Raw genomic sequence first — 22,009 nt, 5'->3', positions numbered from 1 at the left:
GGGCGAGAAACGGCACAGAAGTGAGGAGGGGGCGAGAAACGGCACAGAAGTGAGATGAGGAGGGCGCAAGCGGCCGACGGCTACGAACTCGCTCGACCGGTCACCACTGCCACTCCTCGCGCGGGTCGACGGCGTCCTCCGCGCGGTCGAACACGTGTTCGCCGTCCACGAACACGTGCTGGGCGGTGGTGTCGACTGGTAGAACGGCCCGTCCCAGACGACCACGTCGGCGTCGGTTCCCGCTTCGAGCGTCCCCACCCGGTCTTCGACGCCCAGAATCGCGGCGGGGTTGCGCGTCACCACGTCGAGTGCGGCCTCCTCGGGGAGGCCCTCGCGGACGGCGAGGCCGACGCAGACGTCGAGGTGTCGTTGCGGCAGGACCGGCGCGTCCGTCTGGATGGCCACCTGCACCCCCGCCTCGTGGAGGATGCCGGGCGTCTCGAACGTGATGTTGCGCAGTTCGTACTTCGCGCCCGAGTAGAGCGACGGTCCGCACACCGCGGGCACGTCGCGTTCGGCGAACTCCTCGGCGACGAGGTGGCCCTCCGTCGCGTGTTCGATGGAGAGGTCGTCGATGCCGAACTCCTCGGCGATGCGGAAGACGGTCATGATGTCGTCGGCGCGGTGGGCGTGGACGCGGAGGGGCAGGTCCCCCTCGACGACGCGCGCGAGGTTCTCCAATCCGAGGTCCCGGTCGAACGGTTCGTCCTCGTCGTCCGCCTTCTCGCGCTTGGCCGCGTAGTCCTCGGCGTCCATCAGGGCCTGCCGGAGGGTCGCGGCGACGCCCGGACGGGTGGAGGGCTGGCGGTCCTTGTTCTCGCCGTGGAAACGCTTCGGGTTCTCGCCCATCGCGGCCTTCATGCCGTCCTCGCGGACGAGCATGTGGTCGGCCACGTCGCCGTACGTCTTCATCGTGCAGATGACGCCGCCGACGACGTTGCCCGACCCCATCCGCGCGGAGACGGTGGTGACGCCGTTCTGGAAGGCGTACTTCAGTTCCTCGTCACGGGGGTGGAAGCCGTCGAGGGCGTTGACGTGGGGCGTCACCGGGTCGGTGCCCTCGTTCACGTCGCCGTCCTCGGGTTCGCCCCACTCGGCCATCCCCGCGTGACTGTGGGCGTCCACGAGTCCGGGCGTGACCGGCGCGCCGTCGACGTCTATCTCCGTCGCCTCGGCGGGCGCGTCCACCTCGCCGACCGGCGGCTATCGTCCCGTCTCGAGGAGCAAGTCGCCCTCGACGGTGCCGCGGTCCGTCGCCGTGTGCAGCGTCGCGTTCCGAATGACGTACATACCTCCGAATCTCGGGTCGAGGTACAAGTCGTTTCGGTTCGAAACGATTCTGCCGGTTCGGGCGGCGGTGAGGCGGGTCGTCGACAGGTCGCCCGCGGACTCGCCGGCGACTGCGACGAGGGACCCGGGCCTCCCGAGGCGGCCGCGCCCCGGCGACGGTCGGACGGGGAGTACACATATCACTCGGCCCTGTGAGACGACGGTATGAACAGGTCGTCTCTAGGACCCCTCGTCAAGGCGAAGGAGACGGTGTCCGTGTTCGTCCGCAACGCACCGTCCCCGCGGGAGTTGCTGGCGAACCGGACCTCCCGATTCGGCCGCCTGCACGCCGTCGTCCCCTCGACGGCGACGCCCGGCGAGTCGCTGACGCTCACCGTGCAGGCGTGGGACCAGTGCGAACGCCTCCACCGCGACTTCGCGGGGAGTGCGGCGATGGCGTCGACCGACCCGGAGGCGACACACCCGGAGTCGGTGTCGTTCGCGTCCGGGGACGACGGCGTCGTCCGGGTCGACGACGTGCGGTTCGAGACGCCGGGGACCCAGTACCTCACGCTGACCGACGCGCGGACGGGCGAGCGGTTCGTCTCCAATCCGGTCCGGGTCGCCGACGACCACGACCACCGCGTCTACTGGGGGGACATCCACCTCCACTCGAACTGCTCGGACGGCGTCGGCGACGCGAACGGGGCTACCGATTCGGCCGGGACGTGATGGCGCTCGACGTCGTCGCCTACACCGACCACGACACGATGGGCTTCTTCATCCCGCCGGAGTGGCAGCGTCGGCGGATGCACGAACGCTACTTCGACCAGTTGTGCGAAGTCGCCGAGGAGTTCGACGAGGCGGGGGAGTTCGTCACGCTCCCGGCGTACGAGTGGACGAAGCAACCGAACGTCGGCGGCCACGTCAACGTCTACTTCGAGGACGCCGCGGACGCGACGCTGTTCGACTCGCTCGCCCCCGAAACCCGCACGTACGAGCGACTCTGGTCGCGCCTGCGGGAGTGGGACGCCGACCACGACTCGGGAGTGGTGACGGTACCGCACCACCCCGCGGAGTCGATGTACCCGTTCGACTTCGCCAGCGTGGACTACGACGACGAGTTGGCCCCCGTCGTCGAGGTGTACTCCCAGTGGGGGTCGAGCGAACGTCCCGGCGACGACGGCAACCGGTTCCCGCTGGCGATGGGGCAGGGGGAGATAGAGACCGAGGGCCACTACGTGCGCGACGCCCACCGCATGGGCCACAGAGTCGGGATGCTCGGCGGCGCGGACTACCACGGCCCGCACCCGGGCCACTCGCTCATCCATACGCGCCCGCACCTGCCGTCGCTGTCGGAGTGGCGGCGGCGCGGACTCGGCTGGGGAAACATCTGGCGGGTGTGGAACGAGAAGAGCTATCCGGGCGGCCTCAGCGCCTTCCTCGCGCCCGAACTGGAGCGGAGCGCCGTGTTCTCGGCCCTGAAGAACCGGTCGGTGTACGCGACGACCCAACCGCACCGCATCCTCGTCGACTTCCGCGTGAACGGCGTCGACGTGGCCGAACAGACCGACGCCGTCGGCGTCGAGTCCGCGGAGACACCCCGCGAGGTGACCGTCGACGTCGCCGGCACCGCGCCCGTCGCGTCGGTCACCGTCGTGAAGAACAACGCCGTCTGGCGGCGGTTCGAGGGGACCGACGACGCCGACGCCGGACTCGACGCGTACACCGTTTCGACGGAGTGGACCGACGAGACGCCGCTCTCGGGGATGAGCTGGGACGACCGTCGCGGAACCGCCGGCGACGTGTACGCCGTTCGCGTCCGGCAGGCCGCGGCGGACGGCGACCACCCGGGGACGGCGTGGGTCGGGCCCATCTGGGCCGAAACGGCGTGACGACCGAGCCGGGTCGAACCGCGCGGCGAGGCGTCAGTCCAGCGCCACGTCCTCGGGGTCGATGGCGACGAACGACCCGTCGCTCCGGGCGGACTCGTACGCCGCCTCCGTGACCGCGGTGACGCGGAGGCCGTCGAGCGCAGTCGCAACGGGGTCTTCGCCCGTCCGCACCGCCTCGACGAACGCCTCGGCCTTCGTCGGCTGGTCGCCCCGGGACAGACGCGGCCGGTGTTCGCCGCTGTCCTCGTCTATCTCGGCGTACTCGCTCGGCTCCCAGTCCTTGCTGTCGAGCGTGACCGCGCCCTCCTCGTCCCACATCCGCACGTGTTCGCGCATGCACGGCGTCTCGCCCGAGAGCGAGAACGACGCCGTCGCGCCGTTCGTGAAGCGGACGGTGACGTTCGCGCGGCCGTCGATTCGCTCGGCGTCGTCGACGAACTGCATGGTCGCCGAGACGGCCTCGGGCGTGAGTCCGGTGCTCCACAGCACGCAGTCGAGCAGGTGACTCCCGGTGTCGTACAGGTAGCCGCCGCCCGAGAGGTCCGCGTCCTGCCGCCACGCGTCCTCGAAGCGGTCCACCCAGTCCTGACACACCTCGGCGGTTATCCAGCGCGGTTCGCGGTCCTCCTCCGCCCACAGCTCTCGGGCCTCGACGAACGCCGGGTAGAGGTGGCGCTGGTAGCCGACCATCAGCACCTCGTCGCGGTCGGCGTCGCGGTCCACCAAGTCGCGGGCGTCGTCCAGGTCGGTCGTGAGCGGTTTGTCGCAGAGGACGTGCAGGTCCCGTTCGAACGCCGCGAGAATCTGGTCGTAGTGGAGCGTGTGCGGCGTCCCGATGAGAACTGCGTCGAGCGGTTCGGCGTCAAGCATCGTCTCGTAGTCGTCGTATCGGGCGTCGGCGTCGACCCCCAGTTTCGCCCCCGTCTCGTCCAGCACGTCCGGGTCGATGTCGGCGAGGGCGACCACGTCGGCGTCCTCGTGTTCGACGAACTCGGTGCCGACGGTCCGGCCGATGAAGCCGCCGCCGACGACGCCGACCCGAAGCGGGGAGACGTCGGCGTCGGTCGGCTCGTCCGCGTCGGGTACTGCGGTGTCACTCATGGAGGGAACGACACCGGGCGAGGCCAAAGATGCTGTGGCTTCAGTCGTCGGCGGAGAGCACGGGCACCGACACGGTGACGACGGACCCCCTCGGTTCGTTCTCGGTGAAGTCGACGGTCCCCCCGGCAATCTCCGCGCCCCACTTCACCATCCAGAGCCCGAGTCCGCTCCCGTGTTTCAGCGCGCTCTCCGTCCCGTCCTCCAGCACCGTCAGTTCGTAAGGGGCGATGCCGGGGCCGTCGTCAGCGACGCTGACGCGGACGCGGTCACTCTCCTGGCGGGCCGTTATCCGGACGTGCGGGTCGTCGCCGTCGTTGTGTTCGGCGGCGTTCTCGACGACGTTCTCGAAGACCGTCGAGAGCAGACCGGCGACGCGCGCGTCGGGGTCGGTGCAGTCGTACTCCACAGAGACGGCGGGACACTCCCGTCTGACCGACTCGACGCACTGTTCGAGGAGGCGACCGACCGGCTTCGGGTCGGACCCCGCTCTGCCCTCGTCGAACAGTTCGATGGCTTCGCGTCCCTTCTGCCCCATCTCCTCGATGCGGAGGGCGCGGCGCTTGACGGTTCGGGCGTCCTCGTCGTCGGCGAAGCGGTCCACGTAGCCGTGGATGATGTTCGTCTCGGTGCGGATGTTGTGCCGTAGGATGCGGTTGAGCACCTCCAGACGCTGCTGTTGGCGGAGGTGCCTGCTGCGTCGTGGAACGTTATCACCCGTCCGATGACGCTCCCGCGGACGTTGTTGATTCGTGTCGCCGTCACGTCGTACGACCGGCTGCCCGACGCGGCGGCGACGGTGAGGTGACCGGCGAGCGTCCCCTCCGCAGGGAGGCGGTCGTACTCGGGGACGACGTCCGCGGCGGGAACTCCGAGCACGTCGTCGGCGCGGACGTCCAGAATGTCGAGACAGCTGTCGTTCACTTCGACCACGTAGTCGTTCGTGTCGACCACGAGCGCACCCTCCTGCATCCGGTCGAATATCAACTGGCGCGCGCGGACTCGCGGCGCCGGGTTCGTCCCGAACAGCCGGTAGCGGCTGATGGCGCTGAGGTACGCGACGCCGGAGACGGAGAAGGCGATGGGCGTCGGGTCGATGCCGGACGTGGGGAGGACGTCCGCGAGGTAGAGCGCGTTCGTGAGCCACGGCGCTAACAACCCGACGAGGAGCGCCGCCCCCTGACTTCGGAACGTCGCGGCGTCGCTGGTGAGCAGTCCGAGGACGAGCACCATCCCCGCCCCGCCGAGGAGGTAGGTGTAGCCGGCGACGACCGCGTACCAGGGGCCGCCGTGAGCCACCTGCACGATGCCGTCGACCCGGACGCGTACGGTCTGAGATACAGCAGGTCGTGGTACCGGTCGGTCACCATCAGGAGGACGGTGAGAGCCGGGACGAACGAGAGCGCGGCCACGTACCGCGGCTGGACGTACTCGTCGCGCCCCGTGTACTCGAGGGCGAACAGGAGCCACGCGACGGGGATGGCGACGACGCCAACCCACGCCCAGTTCGTCCAGAAGAGCCTCGCCGCGACCGTCCCCTCGCGGAGGCCGAAGAGGATGCAGACGGACCACCAGCTCTGCCCGACGAGAAGGGCGACCAGCGGGGTCGCACCCGGTTCCGGTCGCTGTCGCCACGCCAGAATCCCCGCCGCCGCGCCGACGGCGACGGAGACGAACAGGAGCGGGACGATCGGATTCACGAGACCACCTGTAGAGAGACTAACACAGTCACCACATATGAAACGTCCGTCAGACGGAGCCCGGGCTGGACGCGCTGCGGCGAGCGACTTGGTGCCAAAGTCGGAAGAGGGGCCGGGCCCGGGTCGGGTCCGAGTCAGACGCCGACCGCAGAGAGGCCGAGGACGACGAGGAAGACGAGGAAGTGTTTCACCTCGCCCGCGATGGCGAGCAGCCCGTAGCGGTCGGTTCGGCCGACGTAGGCGGCCAGCACGAGCGCGTATCCGAGGCCGAACAGCGTCCCCGCCGCGATGGCGACCGAGAGCATCCCGCCGAGGAAGGCGGCGGCGAGGAACCCGACGAGGAAGCAATCGAGCGCGTAGAGGACGTGTCGCGTCCGGCGGACGCCGAAGACCACGGGCAGCGTCGAGACGCCGATTTCGGCGTCGCCCTCCATGTCGCGAACGTTCGGAATCTCCGTGTTGACGAAGATGTCGACGAAGAAGTAGACGAACACGACGGCGGCCGTCGGCGTGAACGGCGCGTCCCCGAAGGCGAGGGGGAGGAAGACGACGGCGACGGTCCACGCGCCGGCGACGACGGCGGAGTTGACGACGAAGACCTCTTTCAGTCGCTTGAACTGCGAGCCGAGCGCCGGGAGCCACTCGGAGGCGTACAGCACCCAGAACGCGCCGGGGAGCAGCGTGATGGCCAGCGCGAACGGTCCGCCGGTGATAGCGATGGTGACGGCCAGTCCGTACGAGAGGGCCGTGAGGACCGACAGCACGCTCTCGTACCGGCTGACGAACGCGGACCGCTCGGGACTCGTCTGCGCGTCCGTCTCGGCGTCGGCGATGCGGTCACCCACGTAGACGGCGAAGGTGACGAGGCCGACGACGATGGGGGCCGGACTCGGCGGCAGCGACAGGGCGAGCATGACGGTGGCGACCATCCCCATCGCGACGAAGACGAGGTAGGCCGAACTGTACAACAGCGCATCTTTCACCCGCCCCCAGTGAGCGAGGAGGCGTTCGACGACCGGACTATGCGAGAAACCAGTGTCGTCCGCGGCCGCGGACAGACTCGGCGATTCGTTGGACATGGGTTGGCACGGTAGTCGCCGCGCGGACAGTCCCGCGACGACGACCTTCGCGTGCACACCAACAGTATGATGTGTTAATTACCTGCTGTCTATCGACGCCGAACGGCCGCTTAACGGCCAGTTTAGCCCGTTACAGGTCGAATATAGCCGTTCGGGATAGCCGTGGGCGTCGGCGACGTGTCTCGCGGTCGGTATTAATGTCAACAGACAGATGGGAGTGGCGAGGACTGGACGTAGCAGACGGTGACGCCGTCGCGTTCGCGGCACAGAGACTCGGTGAGGCGACTCGATAGTCCTCCCCTTCACGGCCGGTGTCCGGCAGACGACCGAGGGGAAGAACCGATGCCGGAGCCAGAGAGCAAAGATATTAAATTGTAAATACGTGAGGAAGCTCGATTGCCCCAATCTGAGAGCCGTAGTGCGATGGTTTTATTCGAGCCGTATTTTTCGAACGATATTCGTTCGTCTCTCGTCGGTAGTTTCGAGAGCAGATTTCGGGGGGAGAACGTTGGAATTTCAATCGCGAGTGGTGAGGCGTCGAAGAGCGGTACCTCCGAGAACGAGAGAAGTGTAACGACATATGTTACTCTTCGTTCGCACCGAGGACCGATGCAGCGCCGACCGGTCGAACGGGGGCCTCTTCGCGCGGACGACCACGCCGAAGTCGTCGAGGCCCGAAGTGAGAGTTTCGTCCGGAACCAAAACTAAATGGTCGTGTGTGGTCTCCGTTCGCGTACGAATGACAACATCCACCGCGTCCCGGTTCGAAGCCGCGTTGGAAGCCCTCGACGTGACGGTGAGTCGCGTCGAGTCCGACGCCTTCCAGACGCACGTCGAGGAGTTGGTCGAACCACACGCCGTCGGTGTCGCCCTCGAAGAGACGTTCGAGGACCCGGCGCCGTCGCTCGACGGGACGTCTGTCGAGGTGGACCCGACGCCCGCGACGCTTCAGACGGCGACCACCGGGGTGACGGGGGCGAGTCTCGGCGTCGCCGACTACGGGTCGGTCGTCCTCTCGGTGACCGACGGCGCGAGCGAACTCGTGAGCCTGTTCGTGGACCGGCACGTCGCCGTCGTCCGCGAGTCCGACATCGTGGCCGACATGGAGACGGCGATCGACGCCGTCGCCGACGAGTTCGGACGGGCGGGCGGCAGCGCCATCCTCGCGACGGGGCCGAGCGCGACGGCCGACATGGGCGCGCTGGTGAAGGGAGCCCACGGGCCGCGGGAAGTGCACGTCTCGTGCTGACGGACGCGCCCGACGCGGAGGGGGAGGGCTGAGATGTCGAAAGCAGACGACATCCGACGCTTGATGCGGACCGAGGGAGCGGCCGTCGCGGAGAACACCCGCGCGTCAACGAGGGGCGGTACGCCTCGGTCGCCGACCTGGAGGACTACGAGGAACTGAAGACGGAGGCCCGCGCCATCAAGGAAGACGCCATCGAGCGTCTGCCGGAACTGATAGACGAGTTGACCGAGTCGGTCGAGGCCAACGGCGGCACCGTCTACATCGCCGACGACGCCGAGGACGCGAACGAGTACATCCGGTCGTCGTGGCCGACCGGGAAGCCGACCGCGTCGTCAAGTCGAAGTCGATGACGACGGAGGAGTTGGAGGTGAACGACGTGCTGGAGGCCGACGGCGTGGACGTGGTGGAGACGGACCTCGGGGAGTGGGTACTGCAGGTCGCCGACGAGTCGCCGTCGCACATCGTCGCGCCCGCCATCCACAAGTCCCGAGAGAGCATCGCGGACCTGTTCAACGAGACGTTCGACCCGGACGAACCGCTGGAGACGGCGCAGGACCTCACCTACTTCGCGCGCGAGAAACTCGGCGAGCAGATAACAGACGCGGAGGTGGGAATCACGGGCGCGAACTTCCTCGCCGCGGACTCGGGGACGATGGCGCTGGTGACCAGCGAGGGCAACGCGCGGAAGACCGTCGCCGCGACGGACACGCAGATCACCGTCGCCGGCGTGGAGAAGGTGATTCCGACCGTCGAGGACCTCCACCCGTTCGTCGAACTCATCGGTCGGTCGGGCACCGGGCAGGACATCACCTCCTACGTCTCGCTTCTCACCCCACCGGTCGACACGCCCGTCGTGGACTTCGCGGACGACGAGACGCCCCTCTCGGCGTTCGACGCCGACCGGGAGTTCCACCTCGTCCTCGTGGACAACGGCCGGATGGCGATGCGCGAGGACGACCAACTGCGCGAGACGCTCTACTGCATCCGGTGTTCGGCCTGTTCGAACTCGTGTGCCAACTTCCAGAGCACCGGCGGCCACGCGTTCGGCGGCGAGACGTACTCCGGCGGTATCGCGACCGGATGGGAGGCCGGCATCGAAGGTACCGACACCGCGGCGGAATTCAACGACCTCTGTACCGGCTGTACGCGCTGTGTGAACGCCTGCCCGGTGAAGATAGACATCCCGTGGATAAACACGGTCGTCCGCGACCGGATCAACCGCGAGGGCGAACGGCCGGCCGACTGGCTGGTGGACGGGCTGATGCCCGACGAGGAGGACGAGGGCGCACCCTTCCAGAAGCGCTTCTTCGGCAACTTCGAGACGGTGGCGAAACTCGGGAGCGCGACGGCCCCGCTGTCGAACTGGCTGGCCGACACCGAGGCGTCCCGGTGGGCGATGGAACAGGTTCTCGACATCGACCCGCGACGCGAGTTGCCCCGGTTCGAGCGGGAGACGCTGGTCGAGTGGTTCCGCTCCCGGGACGCGGAAGCGGGGCCGGCGGACCCCGAACGCCGGGTCGTCCTCTACCCGGACCTCTACACCAACCACGTGCAGGTCGAACGCGGCAAGGCGGCCGTGCGCGCCCTCGAAGCCCTCGGCGTCGACGTGGTCGTTCCCCCGGTGGCGTCCAGCGGACGCGCCCCGTACTCGCAGGGGATGGTCGCCACCGCCGCGGACCACGCCGAACGCGTGACCGAGACCCTCGCGCCGTACGTCTCGGACGGCCGGGACGTGGTCGTCGTCGAACCCTCGGACCACGCAATGTTCACGCGGGAGTACGAACGCCTCGTCGACGCCGACGCGTTCGCATCGCTCTCGGAGAACAGCTACGAGGTGTTAGAGTACGTCTACGGTCTGCTGGAGAACGGCGCCGACCCGAGTGCGCTCTCGAACGGCGACGGCGAGGGCATCGCCTACCACAGCCACTGCCAACAGCGCACGCTCGGCCTGGAGACGTACACCGTCGCCGTCCTCGACGCGTGCGACTACGACGTGGTCACCTCGGACGTGGAGTGCTGCGGCATGGCCGGCAGTTTCGGTTACAAGTCCGACTACTACGAACTCAGCATGGACGTGGGCGAGCGTCTGCGAGACCAACTGGTGGCCGAGGGCGTCCGTGACCGGCGCGTCGTCGCCAGCGGTACCTCCTGTCTCGAACAGATAGACTCCCTGCTCGAACGGCAGCCCCGTCACCCGGTCGAACTGCTGGTCGAGTAGCGACCCCGACTGCACTCCGCTCTTCGCGCCGTTTCAGCACCGACGTGCGGTCGAAGCGCTCTCTCGGTCGACCCTGTCTGTCGAGACCCAACCCGCCGCGAACCCCGTCTCCTCTGTGAAACGCCATTAGCGAACACCACTATAGCTGTTCGTGCTACTGGATGCGAGGTCCGCACTGGTCGCGGTTCCGACGATGTCAGAGACACCCCTCTCGAAGCGATTCGAGTCGGGTAACCGGCGGGTTCGCAGAACTCGGTTCTTCCCGTCGGTCCGTTCGTGGAAAGATAAATCCTATGGCGCGATATGATACGGCCAGACGAGAGGAGGCACAGTTCCAGCGGACGGTTCGATCCCGGGTCAGTTTCCCCACAGACCTGCTCGGGTCGAGACCGATTACGCGTGACAAGTTCGCTCGTTGCCCGACACAGCGCTGATACTCATGAAGAACGAGACCGCCCGCGGTAGTGCTTCGACGACGTCTTCACGAGGAAGTCGTTCCCCGGATATTTACACTCGTCCTCGGTCTGTCAGCGAGAACTCTACCGACGGCAGACTGCCTTCGCTTCGTCAGCACTCGCTCGTAGAGTCGTTCGAAGAGAATCGAATCGCGGCCTCGACTCTGTCGGTCCGAGAGTAGGACCGTAGACGGCTATCGGAACCCCCGGACGACGGCCCGCCGATGTGTCCGCGGTGTGGAGTATCCCGATAATATTTTGGTCGGCCTAAATTCGGAACTGCTTTGTATTATTAGGTGGGCCTAAAACGTATGACGGACGGCTCCGGACAGCGCGAGGCACCGACGCGAAGAGAGTACGTGAAGTACGGCGGGGCAGTCCTCGGGGGTGGCCTGCTCGCCGGGTGTGCAGGCGGTTCAGACGCCGACCCGGCAGGCGGTTCCGGGTCGGACCAGACCGAGACAGCCACGAGTTCGTCCACGGAAACGAGCACCGGAGAGAACTCCTACACGGCGACGATGTCACCTATGGGTGAACTCACACTGTCGGAACCACCGTCTTCGTGGGTGGGTGGTCTCGGGTTCACCGCAGACGTGTTGACCGCACTCGGACAGGCCGACGGTGCTGTTGGTATGGCAGACCCGCGGTTCTGGTATCAAGGGTTCTACGACTTCCTCGACGGTGTGACGGTCCCCGCGAAAGGTGACCTCACCCAATTCACGACGGCGGAGCGTGATACCGAGCTCGAGGTGCTGTACGAACTCGACCCGGACCTGATGGCGGTCGACCCCAACCCCATCATCGCGGTTTACGGGCTCGATAAGGGAGGAGCAGCGGAGATTCAAGAGAACGTCGCACCGTGGTTCGGGAACGAGAGCCGACGAAAGCGCTTCGACGGGTGGACCTACTGGCCGGGCGGCGAACCGTATCCGTATCTCTCTCTTCCCGAATACATCCCGAAGTACGCTGCTCTGTTCGGCGAAGAGGAACGCGGCGAAGCGCTCCTGAACCTCTACGAGCCGTTCATCGAAGACGTCCGGTCGAGGGTTCCCCCGAAGAGCGAGCGTCGGTCGCTGGCGTTGGTGAACGGACGGTACAATCCGGAGAACCGCGATGGATGGATCGTCTACAATCCGAAGTCGGAAGTCGAAAAGACGTGGGGGAAGAAACAGTATCGCGACCTGAACGTCGTCGACGCGTTCGAGGGCGCGTACGACGGTCAGTCCTCCGTCAAGGTGGGTTTCGAGGGACTGTTGGAGTACGACCCGGACGTCATCATCTTCAACTTTGGAATCACGTACCGAGACTTCCAGGGAGAGAACTTGATCGAAAAACAACGAGAGCTCCTCAACGACCATCCCGTCGTAGCGAGGTGACCGCAGTCAAGAACGACGACCTATACGTCGGCGGCACCCCGTACCAGGGCCCGATCATCAACATGTTCCAGACCGAGATGGCGGCAAAGCAGCTCTACCCGGACGAATTCGGGTCGTATCCCGGATACGGTCGACTCCCGGAGAGTGAACAGCTGTTCGACCGTCAGCGGCTCGCTGACATCATCAACGGAGATATCTGACCGTAAGCGACGACGATTCCAGCACGAACGAAGACCCGACACGCAGAGAGTACGCGAAGTACGGTGGAGACAGTCGCCGGCGGCGGCCTCCCCGCAGACTGCACTGGAGAGTCCGAATCAGGGTCGACGCCGACCCAGACGAGAGTAGGAGCAGAATCCGACCTCGACGGCGACCGACACGAGAACAGCGACGCTCAGAGACGAGAACTACTCGGAGATGCCGTACGTGTCGCCCGTCCAGTCGCGAGCGGGGGTGTCGTACACCGGGTTGTGACGGTCGATGGCGTCGATGCGGGCGTGGTCCTTCTCGTCCAGCGACCAGTCGAACAGGTCGACGTTCGCGCGGACGTGGTCGGGCGAAGACGACTTCGGGAGGACGACCACGTCGTTCTCGACGGCCCACCTGAGGACGATTTGTGCGGGCGAGCGGTCGTACGTCTCCGCGAGGTCCCGAATCACGTCGTCTTCGAACACCGCCGTCCGGCCGAGTGGGGCGGCCGCCTCGACGACGGTGTCCGTCTCGCGGCAGTAGTCGACCACGTCGTCCTGCGTGTTCCACGGGTGGTACTCTATCTGGTTGACGGCGATGGGAACGTCGGAAACGTGGTGTGCGCAACTCAGTTGGTAGGCGCTGAAGTTCGAGACGCCGACGTTCCGAACCAGCCCCTCGTCGTGGAGTTTCGCCATCGCGTCCAGCGTCTCGCGGAGCGAAATCGCCGGGTTGGGCCAGTGGACGAGGTAGAGGTCCAGATAGTCGGTTCCCAGTCGGTCGAGCGACGCCTCGCACGAGTCGACGACCGAATCGTAGTTGAGGTGCTTGGGGAGGACCTTCGAGGTGAGGAAGACGTCCTCCCGGTCGTACTCCGCCAGCACCTCGCCGATTTCGGACTCGTTGGCGTACCCCTCCGCGGTGTCGACGTGCTCGTATCCCGCGTCGAGGCCCGCGCGAACCGAATCCCTGACGGTGTCGCCGCCGAGGTCCCACGTGCCGACGCCGACCATCGGGAGTTCGTCACCGCTCGGGAGCGTCGTCGTTGGTGCGGTCATCGGGCGGTGATTCACCGCAGCGCGGCAAAGTCGTTTGGTTCACGGGCAGTCGTGCGGGTTGGCCGGCGTCGGCGACTCCCGACCCGCGTCGCCGAACCCCGGCCGGTGGCCGTTCGTCCGAACACGTTCGGCGGTTCCCTTTCGCACGCGGCGACGGGAGTGACGACTATGGCACCACCGGCTATCGACACGTCCCGGCGGCCGTTCGTCCTCGTCTGGGAACTCACGCAGGCGTGCGAGTTGGCCTGTAAGCACTGTCGTGCGGACGCGAAACCGGACCGCCACCCCGACGAACTCACCACCGCGGAGGGGAGGCGACTCTTGGAGGAGGCGTCCGAGTTCGGCGACGGCCAACTGGTCGTCCTCTCGGGCGGCGACCCGTTGGCCCGAGACGACGCCGTCGAACTCGTCGAGTACGGAACAGCCCTCGGCCTCCGCATGACGCTGACGCCCAGCGGAACGGCGTCGCTGACGCGGGACCGAATCGACGCACTCGCCGACGCCGGCCTCAGGCGCGTCGCCCTCAGTATCGACGGCGGGTCGGCGGCCGCACACGACGCCTTCCGCGGCGAGGACGGGAGTTTCGAGCAGACGCTGGCCGCGGCCGAGGCGGCGCGGTCCGCTGGCCTCCCTCTACAGGTGAACACGACGGTGTGCGCCGAGACGGTGGGCGAACTCCCCGCGATTCGCCGGCGAGTCGAGGCGTTGGACGCCGTGCTCTGGTCTGTGTTCTTCCTCGTCCCGGTGGGTCGGGGGCGCGTGCTGGACCCCGTCACGCCCGAACGGGCCGAATGGGTGATGGAGTGGTTGGGGAACGTCGCCGCCGACGCCCCGTTCGGCGTCAAGACGACCGAAGCCCCGCACTACCGACGCGTCGTCGCCCAGCGAGGAAGCGACGCTGGGGACGGGGCAGCGTCGGACGGCATCGGCCGGCGAACCGGCATCACCGCCGGCGACGGCTTCGCCTTCGTCAGCCACGTGGGCGAGGTGTACCCCTCGGGGTTCCTCCCGCAGTCCGCCGGAACGTCCGCGAACGGAGCGTCGTCGACATCTACCGCGACGCCGACCTGTTCCAGTCGCTGCGCGACCCCGACGCACTCCGCGGGAAGTGCGGCGCCTGCGAGTTCCGCCACCACTGCGGCGGGAGTCGGTCGCGGGCGTTCGCCTACACCGGTGACCCCCTCGAATCGGACCCGCTCTGCGCCTACGTCCCCGACCGATACGACGGACCGCTCCCCGAACAGTCGTTCACCGAGGGAGATGTCTCGACCGCCGACTGAGCGGTCCGGGGGGTCAGAGCGAGCGAAGGGCGATTCAGTGCCCGACGGTGAGCGAGACGACTTCGTATCATCCGAATCCATTCGCGTATCCTCAGAACTCAGACGCGAAAGCGACTCGTTCGGCGGCGACACGGAGGTACGAAACGAGTGGCGGGCGGTTCGGGCGGACTTCGAAGATATCAGGCGAGGACAGTTGCAGCGGGCGCTCTCGAAGCTCGAATCAGAGGGAGAGCTGTCGGATGAGCAGCGACAGACCGTCGAACGGCTGTCGAAATCCATCGTCGAAGGCGTGCTATCCACGTGTCGACCCTCCCTCGCCGGTGACGAAGGGGTCGATATGAGCGTCGAACGGGAGGTGGTCGAACTGTTCGAGGGAGAGAACTAACCGCTGCCAGCGTTCGAACGGACGTGTAACTCCCGGCAGGCCGGTTCCGACGCTCGGTTACCCTCTTTCAGTGGTACTCGGTCACCGTCCGTCAACGGGTCACTTTGGACGCACGACCGTGCGCCCGACTGCGAACGTGCGCCCGTGCGGACGTGTACCCACGGGACGAACGTTCACTTACCCACGCGGACGAGCGTTCACTCGACGTACACGCGAGTGACGTGTCCGCCGCAGCCACACTGCTGGACGTACTCCCACGAGACGCCGTCGTCGTACGCGTCAGCGAGCGCCTCGAACAGGTACGACGAGGGGTGTCCGTGGTCGCCGTGCGTGACGAGGTTGACGTGGTTGCCGGGCGCGGTGTGTTCGACGGCGTCGAGGGCCTGCGAGACGACGAGACTCTCGTCCGCGGCGTGCTGCGGTCCCTCCAGGTTCGCCGACCACGAGTTGTCGTGCGTTCGGTCGGTGACCGGGTCCGGTTCGTCGTGTCCGTGGTCCGAGTCGTGAGCGGAGTTCATCTTCGTCCGAACGGACGGAGCGGGTATCGAAAGCGTCGGTCCCGAACGTGTTCGGTGACGGCGCCCGACTTCGGGACGGACGGCACCCCGTCGGGGACGGCATCAGGTCGAACGGATTCGGGCGAGGTTCTACGTCGCTCGACGCCGAATCCGCGGGCATGGCCGTCGCGTTCGTGACCGACGCCGCGCGTCAGGGGGGCCGAACGTCGTGACGGCGGCGACGGTTTCGCGGTGGGCGCGGCGCTACGTGCTCGCCGGCGCCGGGTCGCTCATGGCGTGGCAGGCCGGCGTCGTCGTCGGAGTGCCGCGTCGGACCGAAGTCGTCCTGGGCCTCCTCGGGTTCGTGTTGCACGTCGTCTTCGGGAAGGCGTACTCGCTCGTCCCGGCGTACTTCGACCGGGACCTGGCGTTCCCGCGCGCGCCGGCGGTCCAGTTCCCGCTCACCGTCGGTGGCGTGAGCGGACTCGCCGCGTCGTCGCTCGACGTCGGGCCAGCGTGGGCGGGCGCGGCGGGTGCGCTCCTGTGGACGCTGGGCGTCGGCGCGTTCGTCGTCACGGTGGGGTGGACGATTCGCGGGAACCCGACCGGTCGCGAGACGGCGACGGGCGACCACAACGCCGGCCGGCGGCCCGTGGACCGACTGGCGAACGGGTTCGTTCCGGTGGCGCTCCTGTATCTCCTCGCCGGGACGTACGAGACGCTCGCGCTGTACGCCGGCGTTCCGCCGCTCCTCGACGGCTATCCGCCGCAGGCGACTCACCTGCTCGCGGCGGGCACTGCCGGTGTGCTGCTGTTCTCGCTCGGATTCCGACTCCTGCCGCGGTTCATGGTCGCACACCCACCCCGGTGGCTCGTCGGCGTCGTCCTCCTCACGGGCGCGTCGGGTCCGGCGCTACTGGCCACCGGCGTCGCCGGCGGCGGCCTACTCCGCATCGGTGGTGCCGTCGAAGCCGTCGCAGTCGTCGCTACGCCGTCGCCGTCGGAACGCTGTACCAGCGGTCTGAGCGCCGCCGCGTGGGGTTCGTCGGGGTCCTCGGGAGTGCTGCCTGCGGCGTCGTCGGCGTCGCTCTCGGACTCTGGTTCGCGTTCGGTCGGCCGCAACCGTCGCTCGGGGTGGCGCACCTCCGCCTGAACCTCCTCGGCTTCCTCGGTCTGGCCGTCGTCGGCGTCAGCTACCAGTTCTACCCACCGAGCGTCGGGACGCTACCGGCCGCGTCGGACCGGACCGCACTCGTCTCGATCGCCGCTCTCGCGTCCGGTCTCCTCGCACAACTCGTCGGGCATGTCGTCCCCGTCGTCGCGACGTTCGGTCACCTACTCGCGTTCGGCGGGGCGGTGCTGTACGCGTATCTCGTCGTCGCCGCGTTCCGCGCGCGGTGATGGGTCGAGGGGAGAGCGAGAGTCAGACGCAGAATACGAACGGATGGACGAGAGCGACTCTGTCGCCGTCGTGCAGTTCGGTGTCGAACCCGTCGAGCAGTTCGTTGAACTCGCCGTTGACGAGGACGCGGGCGTACGCGCGAGTACGCTCGCCCTCGGGGTTCCGCTCCCATCGACCCGGGAGCGTCTCGGGCGCAGTCGCCCACCCGCCCGTCCGCTCTTCAGACTCGGTCCGCGCCAGCAGCAGTTCCTCGCCGCCGAACGCCTCGAAGAAGGCGTCGAGGAACGCCCGAAGCGTCGTCCCCTCGAAACTGAACTCGAACGTGTGCCGGCCGAGTTCGCGGCGGACGTTACCGGTCGCCCGCACCTCGACTGTCGTCGTCTGTTCCTGCCGGGCGTGCGTTCCCATGTTCGAACGATGGCTCGTTCGGGGGATAGAAACTGCTCCGAACATGTTCGCTCGTGCCGTCTGCGGCGGCATCGAGTGGTCAAATCGCGTCAGGAATCATCGTCGACGCCGAACGAGCGAGCGGAAAAAATGAACTCCGAAGCGGTCGATTACGACCGGTCGCCCGCCGCGGCCGCCTCCGCGGACGTCGGCACGCCGTCGGGCACGGAGAGGTCCGCACCGTCCGACGGGTCGTCGCCCTGATAGTCGCCGTGCATCATCCGACCGCCGGTGCCGTTACACGACACGAGGCGGGGGACCGGGTGGTCGTACCTGCTCCCGGACTTGATGTACGTCTCGAACTGCAGGTTCTCGTACGTCGGTTCGTTGAAGAACGCCCATGCACTCCGCGCCGGGCCGTGGTCCTCGTACGGGTTCGCCGCGACGCAGTCCACGCAGGTCGAACCGTCGGTTCCGAGGCGGTACGCGGTGTGCGCGAACTTCTCGGTGTAGAGGTTCTCGAAGTGGATGTCGCCGCCGCGCCCGGCGTGGTCCTCGTTTCGGTGCGCCGGGTTGCCACTGTTCGAACAGTAGTACGGTTGGTACCAGTCCGTGGTGAATCCGTTCTTGAACGTCGCGTCGCCCGCGTGGTCGATGCTGTTGAAGACGAACGAGTGTCCACCGTTGTCGTTGCGTCCGCTACTGGTCGTCCCGCCGGTGTAGTAGCCGTCGAGGACGAACTCCTCCCCCTCGGGTACCATCGTGGCGAACATGCCGCCGCCGGCGCCCGTCTGGTCCGCGTTGCCCGCGATGCCGACGTTCTCCCACCGACCGCCGGAGTCGAGGACGAACCGGACCGAAGCGCCGTTCGGGACGACGAGCGTGTTCGAGAGGTCGTCCTGCGAACTCCGGAACAGTCGGCTCTCGCCGCTCTGGAGTCGAATGACGTCGTTCGAGTCCGCCCGCGCCGTCCGTGCGAGTCCGGTCGTCGCGACTGCCGCGCCGACGCCCTGCAGGAATCGCCGTCGACCGACCGAACGCGAAGATGCCTGCCCCGCCGTCTGAGATTTATCGTCTGTGCTATCAACTTCGTTTCCGTCACGTGCCATTTAGACTATATACCCAATTCTGCCGTTTCGAGGTGCAGTGAGCCCCCTCACAGCGTCCGGTTGGATAAGGTTATATTAAATTAAGATTGCGGTATTAGTTGAGAAACACAACCCAAATACCATTTCATCCGTTAGAGAATTTCGAAAGATTGTGTTTTAGTTGAAGTTCGTACAGGAGATTTTGAATGTCTGTATCTCCTGTGTGACCGCATAATATGAACGTAGAGTGATGGTTCTATCTCACGAAAATAGTCAGAGCGTTGAATGTCGGGTCCTCGACTTCCACTCGTCGTTCGCACTCGCCGAATCTGTCCCCGCCGGGTCCGTCGGCCGCGAGGTCCTCCGAGAACGGCGGGTTCCGGCGCCCCGCGAAGGTACGGAATCAGGGCGGGACGATGACCGCGCGTCCCTCTATCTCCCCGTGTTCGAGGCGTTCGGCGACGGTGTTGATGTCGTCGAGGTCGTACCGGGAGGTCCGGAGTTCCACGTCGCCGCGTTCGACGAGAGCGACGAGTTCCTGCAACTCCGTGTACCGGCCGACGAGCGTTCCCTTGTAGGAGAATTCGCCGTTCACGAGCGACTGGGACGGTTCGTGGACGTGCCCGCCGTAGCCGACGACGTGGTGGTCGCCGCCCGACGCGACGATGTCCGGCGCGAGACTCGTCGTGGCATCTGCGCCGACGAAGTCGATGACCTGTTGTGCGCCGGTACCGTCGGTCAGCGCCTCGATTTCGGCCGGTACGTCGTCCGCGGACGGGTCGATTGTGTGCGCCGCGCCGAGTTCTTCGGCGAGTTCGCGTGCCTCCGCCTTCACGTCGAGGGCGGTGATGTCGACGGCACTCATCGCGTCGAGACACTGTAGACCGATGTGGCCGAGGCCGCCGACGCCGACGACGACGGCGTGGTCGCCGGGGTTGAGTTCGCCAACCGCCTTCTTCACGGCGTGGTATGCGGTGATGCCGGCGTCGGCGTGCGGCGCGATGTCGGCGGGGGAGACGTCGCCCGGCAACGGTATCGTCGCGCGTTCGGAGGTGAGGAGGTACTCGGCGAACCCGCCGTCCGTCGTCAGGCCGGGGAACGACAGTTCCTCGCAGTACATGTCGTTGCCGAGGCGGCACGCCCGACAGACGCCGCAGGTCATCACGGGGTGACAGATGACCTGGTCGCCCTCCTCGACGGTGGTCACCTCCTCGCCGACGTCGACCACCGTGCCGGCGTTCTCGTGACCGAGCGTCATCGGGAGCGTCTGTTCCACGTAGTCCGTCCACATCCCCTCGATGATGTGATTGTCCGTCTGGCACCAGCCCGCCCCCTCGACTTCGACCACAACGCCGTCGGAGCGAGTTACCTCCGGCCGTTCCACCTCGTCTATCGTCAGCGCTTCGCTCATGTCGTCCGTGTACTCGTGCAGTCTCGCGGCTTGCATACGGCTGTGTAGTATTGTATCAGCCATTAATCATAGGACTGCGGACATTTGTTGAGTGTTCACGTGGGTGATGCGTTCCGCAGTCCGTACTCTGAGTAGGGCTTCACGTCACGACCGGTTGTCCGACGCAGTAGGCCAGAAATCCCCGGCCATCGACGGAGAGCACCGGCCGTCCTTTCGCGACGCGCGGAGTTCGTCGGGGCGAGACCTGCTCTCGGCGTCACCACGTTCGGGAATCGGTTCGAAAGTGCGTCGAATATCCAATCGTATGGTGAAAATTTAAGTTCGCGTGCCGAATGTGCGAGGTATGAACGAGGCCATTGCTGCCATACGTGACGACTTTACCGTCCTGAGTCGGTCGGTCGGTGACGAACCGCTGGTCTACCTCGACAACGCCGCGACGACGCAGACGCCGAAGCAGGTGTACGACGTGTTCGAGGAGTTCTACGGCACGTACAACGCGAACGTCCACCGCGGGATTCACACGCTGAGCCACGAGGCGTCCGTCGCATACGAGGAGGCGCACGACAGACTCGCCGCGTTCGTCGGCGCTTCCGGCGGCCGCGAGGAGATGGTCTTCACGAAGAACACGACGGAGGGCATCAACCTCGTCGCCTACGGCGTCGGCCTGAACGAACTCGGCCCCGGCGACAACGTCGTCACGACGGAGATGGAGCACCACGCGTCGCTCGTGACGTGGCAACAGGTCGCAAAGCGGACCGGCGCGGAGATTCGGTACGTTCGCGTCGACGACGACGGTCAACTCGACATGGAACACGCGGCGGACCTGATAGACGACGACACGAAACTCCTCTCGGTCGTCCACGTCTCGAACGTCCTCGGGACGGTCAACCCCGTCGCGGAGTTGGCCGAGATGGCGCACGAACGGGACGCCCTCGTGTTCGTGGACGGCGCGCAGGCGGTGCCGAACCGACGCGTGGACGTCGAAGCCATCGACGCCGACTTCTACGCGTTCTCGGGGCACAAGATGGCCGGTCCGACCGGAATCGGCTGTCTGTACGGGAAGAAGCACCTGCTGGAGGAGATGGAACCGTTCCTCTACGGCGGCGAGATGATTCGACACGTCACCTACGAGGACTCGACGTGGAACCGCCCGCCGTGGAAGTTCGAGGCCGGAACGCCGCCCATCGCCGAGGGAATCGCTCTCGCCGCGGCGGCGGACTATCTGGAGGAAGTGGGGATGGACTTCGTCGAGGAACGCGAGAACGAACTCGCGCAGTACGCTCTCGAACGCCTCGGCGAACGCGAGGACGTGGAGGTGTACGGCCCGCCGGCCGGCGAACCCCGGTCGGGTCTCGTCGCGTTCAACCTCGACGGTATCCACGGCCACGACCTGTCGACACTCCTCGACGAACGCGGCATCGCCGTCCGCGCCGGCGACCACTGTACCCAACCGCTCCACGACAGACTCGACATCCCCGGTTCGGTCCGCGCGTCGTTCTACGTCTACAACACGAAGGCGGAGATAGACACGTTGCTCGACGCCGTCGACGCCGCACGCGACGAACTCGACTCGCACCTCGACACGCAGTACCACGACCTGGTGTACGACCACTACCGCACGCCCCGGAACGCGGGCGGCCTCGCGAACCCGACGTTCACGAAGCACTCCGAGGAGACCGCCTGCGGCGACGACGGCGAGTTCCACGTCGAGGTTGACGACGACGGCACCCTCGTCGAAATCGCGTTCGAGAGCGAGAGCTGTGCGGTCAGTAGTGCCGTCGCGAGCATTCTGAGCGAACGACTCGAGGGCATGTCGCTGGACGCCGTCGCCGAACTCGACGGTTACGTGGACGAACTCCTCGAGGGAACCTACCCCGACGTCCGCCGCGACTGCGTCCTCGGCCCCGAGGAGGTCATCCGCGAGGCGGCGCGCGAACAGGTCGGCGGGGCAGGGGCCGGCGAGCGATAGGCGA

General features: G+C 66.7%; 18 protein-coding genes and 5 pseudogenes. 12 read left to right on the top strand and 11 right to left on the bottom strand.

Translation table 11 applies throughout. From position 1 onward, the window contains the following. Positions 1–100 precede the first annotated feature (100 nt). Positions 101–1,290 (bottom strand): annotated as a pseudogene (locus tag GJ632_RS03775) (amidohydrolase family protein). Positions 1,291–1,494: 204 nt separating this feature from the next. Here GJ632_RS03775 and GJ632_RS22990 point away from each other — a divergent pair. Continuing rightward, positions 1,495–2,001, top strand: a complete 507-nt coding sequence (locus GJ632_RS22990; protein ID WP_231751314.1) for a hypothetical protein — start codon at positions 1,495–1,497, stop codon at positions 1,999–2,001. After that, on the top strand, positions 2,001–3,164 hold the full coding sequence (locus GJ632_RS03770; protein ID WP_231751313.1) for a DUF3604 domain-containing protein: 1,164 nt from the start codon (positions 2,001–2,003) through the stop codon (positions 3,162–3,164). Before GJ632_RS22990 ends, GJ632_RS03770 begins: the two co-directional genes overlap by 1 nt. Before the next feature lie 33 nt (positions 3,165–3,197). Here GJ632_RS03770 and GJ632_RS03765 read toward each other — a convergent pair whose 3' ends face one another. Then, positions 3,198–4,265 carry a Gfo/Idh/MocA family protein gene (locus GJ632_RS03765; RefSeq protein ID WP_191452133.1) on the bottom strand — a complete coding sequence of 356 codons (1,068 nt, stop codon included), beginning with the start codon at positions 4,263–4,265 and terminating at the stop codon, positions 3,198–3,200. Positions 4,266–4,305: 40 nt separating this feature from the next. Continuing rightward, positions 4,306–4,926, bottom strand: coding sequence for a HAMP domain-containing sensor histidine kinase (locus tag GJ632_RS25160; protein WP_343161005.1), 621 nt, complete (start codon positions 4,924–4,926; stop codon positions 4,306–4,308). 140 nt (positions 4,927–5,066) lie between these two features. Between GJ632_RS25160 and GJ632_RS25155 the strand changes: the two genes are divergently transcribed. Continuing rightward, positions 5,067–5,417, top strand: a complete 351-nt coding sequence (locus tag GJ632_RS25155; RefSeq protein WP_343161004.1) for a hypothetical protein — start codon at positions 5,067–5,069, stop codon at positions 5,415–5,417. Here GJ632_RS25155 and GJ632_RS25150 read toward each other — a convergent pair. The 3 genes and pseudogenes from GJ632_RS25150 to GJ632_RS03755 all read right to left on the bottom strand — a co-directional run. After that, a pseudogene (locus GJ632_RS25150) lies at positions 5,334–5,561 on the bottom strand (histidine kinase N-terminal 7TM domain-containing protein); the annotation flags it as partial. The gene GJ632_RS25155 and the pseudogene GJ632_RS25150 overlap by 84 nt on opposite strands. Before the next feature lie 92 nt (positions 5,562–5,653). After that, positions 5,654–5,962, bottom strand: a pseudogene (locus GJ632_RS25145) (histidine kinase N-terminal 7TM domain-containing protein); the annotation flags it as partial. Positions 5,963–6,096: 134 nt separating this feature from the next. Beyond that, positions 6,097–7,041 (bottom strand): UbiA family prenyltransferase, encoded by a 945-nt coding sequence (locus GJ632_RS03755; protein ID WP_191452132.1) that lies wholly within the window; start codon positions 7,039–7,041, stop codon positions 6,097–6,099. Positions 7,042–7,780: 739 nt separating this feature from the next. Between GJ632_RS03755 and GJ632_RS03750 the strand changes: the two genes are divergently transcribed. From GJ632_RS03750 to GJ632_RS21880, 4 genes and pseudogenes are all read left to right on the top strand, one after another. Continuing rightward, a complete protein-coding gene (locus tag GJ632_RS03750) occupies positions 7,781–8,290 on the top strand; it encodes an LUD domain-containing protein (RefSeq protein ID WP_191452131.1) in 510 nt (169 codons plus the stop codon). A 33-nt stretch (positions 8,291–8,323) separates the two neighbouring features. Then, positions 8,324–10,508 (top strand): annotated as a pseudogene (locus GJ632_RS03745) (LUD domain-containing protein). A 1,021-nt stretch (positions 10,509–11,529) separates the two neighbouring features. Continuing rightward, positions 11,530–12,339 (top strand): ABC transporter substrate-binding protein, encoded by an 810-nt coding sequence (locus tag GJ632_RS21885; protein WP_197427869.1) that lies wholly within the window; start codon positions 11,530–11,532, stop codon positions 12,337–12,339. Beyond that, complete coding sequence (locus tag GJ632_RS21880) at positions 12,336–12,539, top strand: hypothetical protein (protein ID WP_197427868.1); 204 nt, start codon at positions 12,336–12,338, stop codon at positions 12,537–12,539. Before GJ632_RS21885 ends, GJ632_RS21880 begins: the two co-directional genes overlap by 4 nt. 207 nt (positions 12,540–12,746) lie before the next feature. Here the strand turns inward: GJ632_RS21880 and GJ632_RS03735 are convergent, their stop codons facing one another. After that, the gene (locus tag GJ632_RS03735; protein WP_191452130.1) at positions 12,747–13,586 is read right to left on the bottom strand and encodes an aldo/keto reductase; all 840 of its coding nucleotides are present in this window, start codon (positions 13,584–13,586) and stop codon (positions 12,747–12,749) included. Between the two features lie 168 nt (positions 13,587–13,754). Here GJ632_RS03735 and GJ632_RS03730 point away from each other — a divergent pair. Both GJ632_RS03730 and GJ632_RS03725 read left to right on the top strand, forming a co-directional pair. Further along, positions 13,755–14,866, top strand: a pseudogene (locus tag GJ632_RS03730) (TIGR04053 family radical SAM/SPASM domain-containing protein). Further along, positions 14,847–15,251: a hypothetical protein gene (locus tag GJ632_RS03725; protein WP_191452129.1), complete on the top strand. Its 405-nt coding sequence runs from the start codon at positions 14,847–14,849 to the stop codon at positions 15,249–15,251. The pseudogene GJ632_RS03730 and the gene GJ632_RS03725 overlap by 20 nt, the downstream one beginning before the upstream one ends. A 197-nt stretch (positions 15,252–15,448) precedes the next feature. Here the strand turns inward: GJ632_RS03725 and GJ632_RS03720 are convergent, their stop codons facing one another. Then, a complete protein-coding gene (locus GJ632_RS03720) occupies positions 15,449–15,769 on the bottom strand; it encodes a CGCGG family rSAM-modified RiPP protein (RefSeq protein ID WP_191452128.1) in 321 nt (106 codons plus the stop codon). A 208-nt stretch (positions 15,770–15,977) separates the two neighbouring features. Between GJ632_RS03720 and GJ632_RS03715 the strand changes: the two genes are divergently transcribed. Together GJ632_RS03715 and GJ632_RS22970 are read left to right on the top strand one after the other, a co-directional pair. Then, positions 15,978–16,901: a hypothetical protein gene (locus GJ632_RS03715; RefSeq protein WP_231751312.1), complete on the top strand. Its 924-nt coding sequence runs from the start codon at positions 15,978–15,980 to the stop codon at positions 16,899–16,901. Continuing rightward, complete coding sequence (locus tag GJ632_RS22970) at positions 16,883–17,149, top strand: hypothetical protein (protein WP_231751311.1); 267 nt, start codon at positions 16,883–16,885, stop codon at positions 17,147–17,149. Before GJ632_RS03715 ends, GJ632_RS22970 begins: the two co-directional genes overlap by 19 nt. Before the next feature lie 22 nt (positions 17,150–17,171). Here GJ632_RS22970 and GJ632_RS03710 read toward each other — a convergent pair whose 3' ends face one another. The 3 genes from GJ632_RS03710 to GJ632_RS03700 form a co-directional block, all read right to left on the bottom strand. Continuing rightward, positions 17,172–17,558 carry a MoaD/ThiS family protein gene (locus tag GJ632_RS03710; RefSeq protein ID WP_089810366.1) on the bottom strand — a complete coding sequence of 129 codons (387 nt, stop codon included), beginning with the start codon at positions 17,556–17,558 and terminating at the stop codon, positions 17,172–17,174. A 149-nt stretch (positions 17,559–17,707) separates the two neighbouring features. Continuing rightward, the gene (locus tag GJ632_RS03705; protein WP_191452127.1) at positions 17,708–18,646 is read right to left on the bottom strand and encodes a hypothetical protein; all 939 of its coding nucleotides are present in this window, start codon (positions 18,644–18,646) and stop codon (positions 17,708–17,710) included. Between the two features lie 382 nt (positions 18,647–19,028). Next, on the bottom strand, positions 19,029–20,072 hold the full coding sequence (locus tag GJ632_RS03700; RefSeq protein ID WP_089810362.1) for an NAD(P)-dependent alcohol dehydrogenase: 1,044 nt from the start codon (positions 20,070–20,072) through the stop codon (positions 19,029–19,031). Between the two features lie 307 nt (positions 20,073–20,379). On the opposite strand from GJ632_RS03700, the gene GJ632_RS03695 reads away from it, so the two are divergent. Next, positions 20,380–22,005, top strand: coding sequence for a SufS family cysteine desulfurase (locus GJ632_RS03695; protein WP_191452126.1), 1,626 nt, complete (start codon positions 20,380–20,382; stop codon positions 22,003–22,005). Positions 22,006–22,009: the final 4 nt, after the last annotated feature.

It is taken from the genome of Halogeometricum sp. CBA1124 (genome assembly GCF_009741955.1).
Classification (GTDB): Archaea; Halobacteriota; Halobacteria; order Halobacteriales; family Haloferacaceae; genus Halogeometricum; species Halogeometricum rufum.
The sequence above is the reverse complement of the archived record's forward strand: the minus strand, read 5'-3'. Positions and strand labels throughout refer to the sequence as shown.

What these genes read in the sequence shown, in the direction of transcription:
- GJ632_RS03725 (WP_191452129.1), top strand. Translation starts at nt 14,847, where the DNA reads ATGTCTCGACCGCCGACTGAGCGGTCCGGGGGGTCAGAGCGAGCGAAG.
- GJ632_RS03710 (WP_089810366.1), bottom strand. Translation starts at nt 17,558, where the DNA reads ATGGGAACGCACGCCCGGCAGGAACAGACGACGACAGTCGAGGTGCGG.
- GJ632_RS03700 (WP_089810362.1), bottom strand. Translation starts at nt 20,072, where the DNA reads ATGCAAGCCGCGAGACTGCACGAGTACACGGACGACATGAGCGAAGCG.
- GJ632_RS22990 (WP_231751314.1), top strand. Translation starts at nt 1,495, where the DNA reads ATGAACAGGTCGTCTCTAGGACCCCTCGTCAAGGCGAAGGAGACGGTG.
- GJ632_RS03735 (WP_191452130.1), bottom strand. Translation starts at nt 13,586, where the DNA reads ATGACCGCACCAACGACGACGCTCCCGAGCGGTGACGAACTCCCGATG.
- GJ632_RS03765 (WP_191452133.1), bottom strand. Translation starts at nt 4,265, where the DNA reads ATGAGTGACACCGCAGTACCCGACGCGGACGAGCCGACCGACGCCGAC.
- GJ632_RS03770 (WP_231751313.1), top strand. Translation starts at nt 2,001, where the DNA reads ATGGCGCTCGACGTCGTCGCCTACACCGACCACGACACGATGGGCTTC.
- GJ632_RS03720 (WP_191452128.1), bottom strand. Translation starts at nt 15,769, where the DNA reads ATGAACTCCGCTCACGACTCGGACCACGGACACGACGAACCGGACCCG.
- GJ632_RS03750 (WP_191452131.1), top strand. Translation starts at nt 7,781, where the DNA reads ATGACAACATCCACCGCGTCCCGGTTCGAAGCCGCGTTGGAAGCCCTC.
- GJ632_RS03695 (WP_191452126.1), top strand. Translation starts at nt 20,380, where the DNA reads ATGAACGAGGCCATTGCTGCCATACGTGACGACTTTACCGTCCTGAGT.
- GJ632_RS03755 (WP_191452132.1), bottom strand. Translation starts at nt 7,041, where the DNA reads ATGTCCAACGAATCGCCGAGTCTGTCCGCGGCCGCGGACGACACTGGT.
- GJ632_RS03705 (WP_191452127.1), bottom strand. Translation starts at nt 18,646, where the DNA reads ATGGCACGTGACGGAAACGAAGTTGATAGCACAGACGATAAATCTCAG.